The following is a 10,486-nucleotide window of genomic DNA, read 5'->3' as shown; positions in this document are numbered from 1 at the left end:
AAACCGCCTTTGGTCTTATAGCCTGTATCCCAAAGCGCCTCCAGGGAAACCCAAGCCGCTTCCGAGTAGGTAACGGTCTGCACCTGAAAATCATTTCTCTCCGCCAAGGGGTCATCTCCCTGATAACGGTAGCCTATCAGTAAAAACCAGTGCCAGATATAGTCATCTATTTCCGGGTTCTGATGATTCAGAATCAGAATGGGAACAGGAAGATTTTTATCAATCTGTTCCACAATACATTCTTTCGCTTTGGCAACATTTTCCGCTCCGGGAACAATGGTCATCATCAGGTTTTCTTCCTGATGCTCCTTCAGGAAATTCTGATAGCCTTCCACGTATAATTCCGGTTTATCGATGCCGGACCAACGGGGATGCAGGTATTTCTTCATTTCTTCGGTAAAATAAAGGTACTCGTCCTGATCTAATTTTTCCAAATTCCCGGAATATATAGATTTTTTTCCATGGTGCAGGGCAAGATAAATCGAACTGTCGCAGGCGGTAATAGCGCCACAGCCCCCCAGCTGCATCATATGGTCAAAACACCAATCCTGGTTTCCCCCATAGGACTCACCGATATAAAAAAAATCCAGCTTCTTCTCCATTTTCTCAGGAATTCTCCTTCTCTTTTAGATAGATTTCGGGTTTTGAATCAGTCGCATAGCATTGATGATGCAAATGACAGTAACCCCCACATCTCCGAATACTGCTGCCCACATATTGGCAAGTCCTACGGCACTTAAGATGAGCACCAGGAACTTTACCGCAAGGGCAAAAACGATATTCTGCATCGCAATCCTCATGGTCTTCTTTCCAATGGCAATGAGAGTGGGAATTCGGCTTAGGTCATCATCCATAATCACCACATCCGCTGCTTCAATGGCAGCGTCCGACCCCATAGCCCCCATGGCAATGCCCACATCCGCCCGGGAAAGCACCGGTGCATCATTGATACCGTCTCCGATAAAGGCAAGATAACCGCTACGCTTCTCTCCTTCTCCGCTTAAAGAGCTAAGGATTTCCTCCACCTTCTCCACCTTCTGGGCGGGAAGCAGCTCTCCGTAAACGCTGTCCAAACAAAGCTCCCGGCCTACCGCCTCCGCTACAGGAGTACTGTCTCCGGTAAGCATAACCACACTTTCAATGCCCTGCTGCTTCATTTTCGAAACTGCTTCCTTACTGCTTTCCTTCACCTCATCCGCAATCAAGATTCTTCCAAGATACTGACCGTCCTTTGCTACCAGGCAAATGGTGGCAGCTCCCTCATCCTGCTGTGGTACGGAAATGCCTTCTTCCTCTAAAAGCTTGGCCTTTCCCACTAAAATTTTGCACCCTTCCACAATGGAAATCAAGCCTGCACCGCTGCGATTTTCCGTATTTTCCGGGAAAGGAAGACTGTTGCTTTCCTTTCCGGAAGAATGCTTCATCGGATCATTTTCTACTACGACATCTTCCGGAGAAGCATTAGCCTTCAAAGAATCTTCCATCCATTTTTTGTAGGCGCTGAGAATGGAAAGCCCGATGGGGTGGGTGGAACCATTTTCCGCCATAGCGGCAGTGCGAAGAAGCTCATCCTTGGAAATTCCCTCCCAAGGCTCAATCTCCTGCACGGCGAAATTCCCCTTGGTTAGGGTTCCTGTTTTATCGGACACTACAACCTTTAATTTGGATACCAGCTCCAGATAGTTGGAGCCCTTTACCAGTACACCCTCTCGGGAAGCCGCACCGATTCCTCCGAAGAAGGACAGGGGCACGGAAATCACCAAGGCGCAGGGACAGGACACTACTAAAAAGGTACAGGCACGATATAACCAGGTAAGGGGAGGATGGGCTGCGAAAAACTCCGGAGACACCAGGCCTATTTTTGTTCCCAAGAACAGGCCAAGGCTTGGCAGTATAGCCAATGCCAATGCCGAATATACTACGATCGGGGTATAAATCCGGGCAAACTTTGTGATAAAGTTCTCCGCCTTGGATTTCTTCTCGGAGGCCTCCTCCACCAGCTCCAAAATCTTGGAAACAGTGGAATCCTCAAAGGCCTTCAAAGCCTCTACACGAAGCATGCCCTCTCCATTGATACAGCCGGAAATAATCTTTTCTCCGGGGAATACCTCTCTGGGGACGGACTCTCCGGTAAGGGCTGCCGTATTTACCATGCTTTCTCCTTGACGGACAATGCCGTCCACCGGCACTCTTTCTCCCGGCTTTACCAAAAGCATATCCCCTACTTCTACCTCATCCGGATCCACGGTATCTACGGTGCCGTCTTCCCTTTCAATGTGGGCCAGCTCCGGTACAATATCCATCAGCTCCTTAATGGACTTTCTGCTTTTTCCTACCGCATAGCTTTGGAAAAGCTCTCCCATCTGATAGAAGACCATTACCGCCACCGCTTCCGCAAATTCTCCGGAAAGGAAGGCGCCTAAGGTGGCCACAGTCATCAATAAGGCTTCATCAAAGGGACGCCTGTTTTTGATTCCCAGAAAACATTCCTTTACCACGGAAAGACCGCTGAGAAAATAAGGAATAAGATAAAGCGGAAGATACCAAAGAGAATGCTCCGGAAGGAAGGGAAGAATCCCCGTCTTTTCCACAATCAATAAGATTAAGAATAAGATGACGGAAAGAAGAAGCTTGTTTCTTTCCCGAATAAGTTTCTCTGACATGATATTTCCCCTTTACTATATTTTTTCTACTCTATACTTTACTCTAAACTATTGCTTTTCCGGTACTTACTCTGATAATCCGCTTCAATACTCTACTCATAGTACTGCAAGCTTTGGACTTTATTCTCCTACACGCCCTTCACGGTGAAGTCCGGCTCAATGGTCTTTCCTATACGGATGGCTTCCTGCAAAATCTCCTCAAAGCGATCATCCTCCGCCTCCAAGGTAAACTTCTGCATCATGAAGTTTAGCTTTACAGACTGTACTCCCGGAATCTTTCCGATAGCTTCCTGTATCTTAGCCGCACAATTTGCACAATCAATTTCACATTCAAACTTCTTCTTCATTTTTTCTCCTCTTTTCTATATTGATTTTTATTGTTTCCTATAGTAAATAGTTTCTGTTCTTATGATTTCTCATTGATTTCTCATTGATTTCTCATCACTTCTTTTATTCTTCGATATGCTCAATGCCCATGGCAATGATGGTCTTGACATGCTCATCCGCCAAGGAGTAGAGAATGCTTTTCCCCACTCTTTTTCCGCTAACCAAGCGGGCGGTACGAAGAATCTTTAACTGATGAGAAATGGCGGACTGATTCATTTCCAAGTCCTGACAAATCTCCGTAACATTTTTCTCTCCTTCAAACAAATCGTAGAGAATCTTGATTCTGGTGGAATCTCCAAAGACCTTAAACACTTCCGCTAAATCACATAAGCTATCCTCGGAAATCGTTGCATGACTATCTGCTCTTTGATGTTCCAAGGCAATCACTTGACTCATTCCTCTCCTTTCTGAGATTACGGACTTTACGAACCTTATGGTAAAAATTTTTGTAAAGTCCCTCTTCTCTTGCATAATGAATGGCAGGCTATAAAAACCACTCAAAAAAGCAACAACAGATTTACATATGAATATATTATCACATGTAAATCTGTTGTCAAGAATTTTTTTCTCTTTTTTTATTCCCGTCTTAAACGCTCTACCCCTTCTCGAATCGCCTCCACGGTAAACTCCAGCTCCTCTTCCTTTAAGTCCTCTTCAAAGCTTAAACGCAGTCCGGAATAGGCCTCCACATGGCTTTTTCCCAAGGCCAGCAACACATGGCTTGGCTCCACGGAACCGCTGGCACAGGCGGAACCGGCGCTGGCGCAAATCCCCTTTTGATCCAAAAGCAGCAAGAGACTCTCCGCCTCTATTCCCTCTATGCAAATGTGCACATTGCCGGAAAGTCTTTTTTCCCCGGAAGCTTCCAACGGATTCACCCCTGTAATCTTGATTCTAGGCACCTCTTCCAAAAGTCTTCTAAAGAACAGCTTCTGAAGCTCCCGTTTTCTTTTCTCTCTTTCCGACATACCGGCAAAGGCCTCCTCTGCAGCCTTGGCAAAGCCTACGATACCGGGAACATTTTCCGTACCGGCACGAAAGCCTCGCTCCTGGGCGCCCCCATGAAGGAAGGCCGGAAGACGAACGCCCTTTCGAATCACCAATAGTCCAACGCCCTTGGGTCCATGAAGCTTGTGGGCACTGGCGGAAAGCAGGTCTATCCCCATTTCCTCTAAGGACAATGGAATCTGCCCGAAGGCCTGCACCGCATCCGTATGAAAAAGCACCCCATGCTTTTTCGCAATTTCTCCGATAGTCCGCAAATCCTGAATCGTTCCCATCTCATTGTTGGCCGCCATCACGGAAATCAAAACCGTATCCTCTATAATCGCCTGCTCCAAGGCTTCCAAATCCAAAAGTCCCTCATGATCCACCGGAATCCGGCTGACTCTTGCCCCCAGACTTTCCACAAATTTGCAGCTTTCCAAAATGGCATGGTGCTCTATGGCGGAACAGATAATATGAGGCTTTTTTTGCTTTTGCTCTACTGCTTCAGCGCCGGGTAGACTACTCTTTTGCTCTGCTTCGGAGCCGGATACACCGCTCTTTTGCTCTGCTCCGGAGCCGGATACGCTGCTCTTTTTCCCCATGGCGGAGTAAAAGGCTGAAAGAATCGCCCAGTTATCCGCCTCTGTGCCGCCGGAGGTAAAGTAAACTTCCCTTGGATTAATGTCCAAAAGACCGGCAAGACTTCTCCTGCTGTCCTCCACCGCCTTTTTCGCCTTCTGGGCAAAAAGATAGAGAGAGGACGGATTCCCGTAATCCTCAGAAAAATAGGGAAGCATAGCTTCCCTGACACTCTTCGATACCGCTGTTGTGGCTGCATGATCCAGATAAATCATTTCTTCTCCTCTTCATAATAGAAGGCACCGCTCTTTCCTCCCTGCTTTTCCACAAGGTGAATCCCCTCCATGTGCATCCTTTTGTCAATGGCCTTGCACATGTCGTAAATGGTCAAAAGGGTTACGGAAACACCGGTAAGAGCCTCCATTTCCACCCCTGTTTTTCCGGCAGTTTTACAAAGGCACTCCACCGTAATCCTTCCCTCTTCCTCGGAAACCTGAAAGGAAATCTTGGCGGACTGCAAAGGCAAAATATGGCAAAGGGGAATCAGTTCCGAGCATTTTTTAGCCCCCATAATCCCGGCTACCTGAGCCACGGTAAACACATCTCCCTTTTTGACCTTTCTTCCCAGCACCGCCTCCATGGCTTCTTTACTGAGGAAAATACTTCCTTTGGCCACAGCGGTTCTTTCTGTATCCGCCTTTCCGGAAACATCCACCATTCTGGCATTTCCCTGATCATCAAAATGACTAAACTCTCCCATAGCTCTCCCAATCTATTGAATATCTTCTCTTTTTGCAAATTCGTACATTTCTTGAATTCGTTTAATCTCAAAATTTGTTGAGTACATATTGCCAAGAACTTCAGAAAATCCGGAATAAGTACTAAAGCCTAATAAATAAATTGATAAAGCCATGGCTATATCTTCATCTGACTGATTTACTTTGGCGGATATCTTTTTTAATTCTTTGTATACACTATCATGTGGTACCTTAACTTCATCGCCCCCTTCTGCGATTACTTGCGAAATAATAGAGGGAAGCACCATACAAATTTGGTAGAAGGCATCTTCTTGTCCTGTAACTAAAGCATAGAATTGATCCATACTTACTCTTCGTATTCTTCTATGAGAAACCGATCTTCCATCAACCGTAGTGGACCATTTAATATTTTGTGACTTTTTTGCAATAGCTTCCACCAAAAAGCAAGCACAATCATCATCGTTTAAGAGTTGATTTTGCATCTTAATATAGGTTTTTCCAGAAGCGGAAGAATTCATTGTATTATGCTTATTCTTCATTTCCACATAAATTGTTCCTACTTTATCTCCTTCCGGCAAATCAATTCCTGATTCCTTTTTAAACACAACATCCCAGCCGCCTTCTGTTCCATTGTCCGGAACATGACAACCGGAGATATATTGAAATATTCTCTGATGAAAATATCCAATATCATTATTGTTAGACTTATCTCTTTGCCTAAAAATTTCATTACCAATAATTTCTTCCCACGAAGATTGGTAAACCGTCTTATCAAAAATCATTTTAACCGGATCAATAATATTCTTGTTAAATCTCACAATATCAAATGACTCTAGTTTTTCTCCATATTTATCAATCGTTGCTTTAACATGCTTAATTAAATTCTCTTGAGATATAAATTGTAATTTCCAGTCCATTATTTATGCTCCTCAGATAATGCGTTATATATAGATTTTCCAATTTCATAGCTAAGATTTACCGGCACTGCATTTCCAACTTGTTTATATTGTGACATAACACTTCCACAAAATTCCCAGTCATCCGGAAAACTTTGGCACCGCGCATTTTCTCTAACAGTGAATGGTCGAGCCTCCAGTGGATGACATCTCTCTGTTTGTTTTTGAGAGGGAGTCGTTAAAACCGTTAATGATGGTTCATCCATACTCATCCTTCGAAGGATCCCTGTTCTTCCCCCCTCCATATACCAACAGCTTTTCATATACTCTTTAGCAAGATTTTCATCTATATCTCTCCAATATCCACCGGGAGGCACTAATTCAAATAATTCTCTTTTGCTCTCTCCATAGGTTACTCCTATACTGGGAGGCACATCCAACAATATATCTTTTAATAAAGGTTTATACTCATACACTTTTGGGAACTCATATTTGATTTTATCTTCCAAGTCTTTTCGTATTCCTATGGTAATCAGTCTTTCTCTCTTTTGAGCCACACCATAATCCCAAGCATTTAAAACTTTCTTTTGAATAGTATACCCTGCACTTTGAAATATATTAATCATTGTATCATAGGTCTTTCCCTTATCATGGGTGAGCAAGCCTCTAACATTTTCAAATAAAAACATTTTCGGCTGCAATTTTTCTAAGAATACCGCATAGTGATAAAATAATGTTCCTCTTGCATCTTCCAAGCCTAGGCGTTTACCCGCATAGGAAAAGGCTTGGCAAGGTGCTCCACCAGATAAAAGATCCAATTCTCCTTTTTTAATACTAAAGTATTGTTCTAAATCCAGTTTAGAAATGTTGGCAATGTCTTCACATATAACTCTCCAATTTGGTCTATTCTTCGATAAAGTATTACATGCATCTTGATTAAATTCTATTAATCCTAAAGACTGGAAACCGGCTTTTTCTAATCCAAGAGCCAATCCACCTGCTCCGGCAAATAATTCTATTGCTGTTAACATAAATACCTTTCTACTCTTTTTTTCTCATATGACCTCTATCATCAGAGATACCGTAAATTTCTTATTGCTCCTCCATCAAAAGGAGCAACTTCTCTTCCCGAAGCTGTAAAGCCTTGGGAATCTCCTGCATTTTACCATAGGGACCGTCTCTTTGCACCAAAAAGCAAATTTCACCCTCACCCTTTTCCGGCTTAAAATAAAAGTTTTGCTCAAAGGGAAGCTCCGCCTTGGAAAGCAGTTTCACCGACACAGCATTCTCCTCTCCCCCGGAAAAAAGCGGAATAAAATCATGGGCACGATAGCCAACGGCAGAAAGCTTTTCCGGAATTTCCTGCTTCATCGTAAGCTCCAGCCCCCAGTCTTCTATGAAAATGCTATGCTTTCCTATCTTTTTTGCTTTAGCAATATTTTTACAGCCGGTCAAGATAGCCGCCTGGCGATTCTTGGGCTGTCGGAAAACTTCCTTGGTCTCTCCCTGCCCAATCACCTTTCCCTCTTGCAGCATAATCACTTCCTCTGCAAAACGATAAATCTCGTCCCGGGAATGGGAAACCATGATGGCCTGCCCCGGAAAATCCTCCAAATGCAGCATCAGCTCTTCCTGCATCTTATCCCGTAAATATAAGTCCAGTGCGGAAAAGGGCTCATCCAGAAGAATCATTTTCGGCTCATTGGCAAAGATGCGAGCTAAGGCAACCCTTTGTTGCTGCCCTCCGGAAAGCTCTGCGGGAAAACGCTTTTCCAGTCCTGAAAGCTCCATTTTCCGAAGCAAAGCGAAAATCTGCTCCGACTTGCTCTCTTTATTCTCCTTACCCTGCATAGCAATGGCAATATTATCCCACACTGTCAGATGGGGGAAAAGGGCATAGGACTGGAAAAGATAACCGATTCTTCGCTTTTGGGGCGGCAGATTGATTTTTTTCGAAGAGGAAAATAAACAGGAATCCCCTAGCAGAATCTCCCCTTGCTTGGGGGTCACAATTCCTGCAATACTTTTTAAGCACATACTCTTTCCCGAACCGGAAGCCCCTAAAATTCCAATCCGCTTTTTATTAGAAGAAAAATGAATATCCAAAAGGAAGCTATCCAAAGGAAGCTGAAAGGACAGCTTACAAAAAGACGATTGCTCTGCTTTCTCCATTACAACTCCTTTCAAAACTTTCAGCTTTATCCCACACCGAATCCTCACGCTAAAGCAATATGTTCTTAAAGGCAATCCAAGGTACTTTACGCCCTACTTACCCATTCCGAATCCTCACGCTAAGGCTATTTGTTCTTGAAGGCAATCCGAGGCGGTCGGTACTTGCTGAAAACAAGCGAAGCGAAGTTTGAAGCTTAGTACCGCTACCAGCTGCAGGTTAGCGGAAGCGTGCCTGAAAGAACAAATAACCTTAGCGGGAGGATGATCGCTTCGACAATAACTGTAACGCCGTCATGCAGAACAAGGAAATCAGCAGCACCACCCCTACCCATACTCCTGCGGTCACATAGTCCTGGTCCTGCATCACAAGGGCAATTCTTTGGGAAATGGTGGCGGTTTTTCCGGGAATGTTGCCTGCCAGCATGGAGGTAGCGCCATACTCTCCCAAGGCTCTGGCAAAGCTTAATACCGTTCCCGAGAGGATTCCCGGACCGGAAAGGGGCAGAATAATCTTCCAGAAAATCTTCGTTTCCGACAATCCCAAGGTTCTTCCCGCCTGTACCAAATCCTTGGGAACCAAGGCAAAGCTTGCCTTAGCATTTCTATACATCAGGGGGAGAGAAATCACCGTAGCCGCAAGAACACAGCCCAAAAAAGACTGAACCACTTTAATGCCAAAGTGGGAATATAAAAAAATTCCCACAGGCCGTCTTTTACTGAAAAGCAACAGCAAAAAATATCCTGCCACCGTGGGAGGTAAAACCATGGGCAGAGTTAAAAGGCTGTCCGCAATGGATTGCCAGGGCTCCTTCCATTTTCCTAGCTTTTGGGCTAAAAAAATCCCCAAAAAGAAGCATATCACCATAGTGATACAGGCCGTCTTTAGAGATATCCATAAGGGGCTCCAGTCTAATGACCGGAGCCCTGCTAATAATTCATTCATCATGATTCTACGTTGGTATCAAAATAATACTTTTGGAAAGTGGTCTTAGCATTGTCGGAAGTTACGAAAGCAAGGAAATCCTTCGCTGCATCCTGCTCTTCCTGACTTGCTTCTTCGTTCTTAATCTGGGCAATAGGATAGATGACATTTCCGGTCAAATCGTAAGGAACCTTCTCCAGAATCTGAATCTTATCTTCATAACCATAGGTATCGGAATAGTAGGTGGTTCCTACTTCAGAGGAGCCTTCCACCACTGCTGCCAAAACCTTGGAAACATTGGATTGCTCGGAAATCTCCACACCGCCTAAAGCCTCGGAAACTTCCTTGGTGCTAATCTTGGATACATCCTCTGTCTCAGGAAGAATCTTCAAAGCAACAAGGGCCTGTCTGGTGTACTTTCCTACGGGAACGGTACCGTCTGCCAAGGCGATGGACTTCGCATCCTTCAAAGTCTCTAAACCGCTAACCTTGGTTCCGCTGTCCTTTAAAGTAATTACGCAAAGCTGGTTGTTTACTACATTTTTTCTGGTCCCCTCTACAAGATTACCTTCTTCTTCCAAAGTGTTCATCTGCTTCTGTGCAGCAGAGAAGAAAATGTCGCAGTCATAACCTTCCTGAATCTGGCTTAAAAGCTTTCCGGAGGAATCCGCGTTAAATACCAGCTTCACCTCAGGATGCTCCTTCTCATACTGCTGCCCTAAATCTTCCATCACATTCTTTAAAGAAGCCGCCACGAAAACCTGTACTTCCGTCTTTTCTGCATTCTCTTTTGCCACCTCGGAAGTAGCTTCACCAGTCTTCTCGGAGGCCTTTTCACCAGCCTTTTCGGAAGCCTTCTCTGTTGTAGCTGCTGCGGTGGTTTCAGTCTTCTTTGTTCCGCCACAGGCTGTCATCGCCAATGCCGCTGCAAGAGCCAAGCCTAATAATGCCTTCTTCTTCATAGGATTCTCCTTTTTTATGATTTTTCTCCCCGATCCTTCCATTCTTCCTCCGGAGTCTTCAGGAAAAGTACTGTACTTAGCTATGCCCCTTCTCAGAAAGCCCCGAGAATAGCAACGAATCCGGTCTATACTCCTTCTCCGAAAGCTTCAGGAAAAGTAG

Annotated in this window: 11 protein-coding genes; all 11 read right to left on the bottom strand. The window is 44.6% G+C overall.

Going from position 1 to position 10,486, the window contains the following annotated elements; genetic code table 11:
• Positions 1-602, bottom strand: a 602-nt coding sequence (locus tag RYO92_RS10170; RefSeq protein ID WP_315370311.1) for a hypothetical protein, incomplete at its 3' end; no start/stop codon positions are given.
• Positions 603-626: 24 nt separating this feature from the next.
• Positions 627-2,663 (bottom strand): heavy metal translocating P-type ATPase, encoded by a 2,037-nt coding sequence (locus tag RYO92_RS10165; protein WP_315370310.1) that lies wholly within the window; start codon positions 2,661-2,663, stop codon positions 627-629.
• Positions 2,664-2,791: 128 nt separating this feature from the next.
• Complete coding sequence (locus RYO92_RS10160; RefSeq protein ID WP_304072586.1) at positions 2,792-3,010, bottom strand: heavy metal-associated domain-containing protein; 219 nt, start codon at positions 3,008-3,010, stop codon at positions 2,792-2,794.
• Positions 3,011-3,113: 103 nt separating this feature from the next.
• On the bottom strand, positions 3,114-3,446 hold the full coding sequence (locus tag RYO92_RS10155; RefSeq protein ID WP_304072585.1) for an ArsR/SmtB family transcription factor: 333 nt from the start codon (positions 3,444-3,446) through the stop codon (positions 3,114-3,116).
• Between the two features lie 179 nt (positions 3,447-3,625).
• Positions 3,626-4,891, bottom strand: coding sequence for a cysteine desulfurase family protein (locus RYO92_RS10150; RefSeq protein WP_315370309.1), 1,266 nt, complete (start codon positions 4,889-4,891; stop codon positions 3,626-3,628).
• Positions 4,888-5,376: a cyclic pyranopterin monophosphate synthase MoaC gene (gene moaC, locus RYO92_RS10145; RefSeq protein WP_315370308.1), complete on the bottom strand. Its 489-nt coding sequence runs from the start codon at positions 5,374-5,376 to the stop codon at positions 4,888-4,890. Before moaC ends, RYO92_RS10150 begins: the two co-directional genes overlap by 4 nt.
• Positions 5,377-5,388: 12 nt before the next feature.
• A complete protein-coding gene (locus RYO92_RS10140) occupies positions 5,389-6,291 on the bottom strand; it encodes an Eco47II family restriction endonuclease (RefSeq protein ID WP_315370307.1) in 903 nt (300 codons plus the stop codon).
• Entirely contained in the window at positions 6,291-7,301 is a 1,011-nt protein-coding gene (locus RYO92_RS10135; protein WP_007157505.1) for a DNA cytosine methyltransferase, read from the bottom strand. The genes RYO92_RS10140 and RYO92_RS10135 overlap by 1 nt, the downstream gene beginning before the upstream one ends.
• Before the next feature lie 61 nt (positions 7,302-7,362).
• Positions 7,363-8,442, bottom strand: a complete 1,080-nt coding sequence (locus RYO92_RS10130) for a sulfate/molybdate ABC transporter ATP-binding protein (RefSeq protein WP_040648891.1) — start codon at positions 8,440-8,442, stop codon at positions 7,363-7,365.
• Between the two features lie 250 nt (positions 8,443-8,692).
• Positions 8,693-9,385 carry a molybdate ABC transporter permease subunit gene (modB, locus tag RYO92_RS10125; protein WP_315370312.1) on the bottom strand — a complete coding sequence of 231 codons (693 nt, stop codon included), beginning with the start codon at positions 9,383-9,385 and terminating at the stop codon, positions 8,693-8,695.
• Positions 9,385-10,326, bottom strand: coding sequence for a molybdate ABC transporter substrate-binding protein (gene modA, locus RYO92_RS10120; RefSeq protein WP_315370306.1), 942 nt, complete (start codon positions 10,324-10,326; stop codon positions 9,385-9,387). The genes modB and modA overlap by 1 nt, the downstream gene beginning before the upstream one ends.
• Positions 10,327-10,486 lie beyond the last annotated feature (160 nt).

The sequence above is a fragment of the Oribacterium sinus genome, assembly GCF_963553175.1.
Taxonomy (GTDB): domain Bacteria; phylum Bacillota; class Clostridia; order Lachnospirales; family Lachnospiraceae; genus Oribacterium; species Oribacterium sinus_B.
This window is presented reverse-complemented; position numbering and strand designations above follow the sequence as displayed.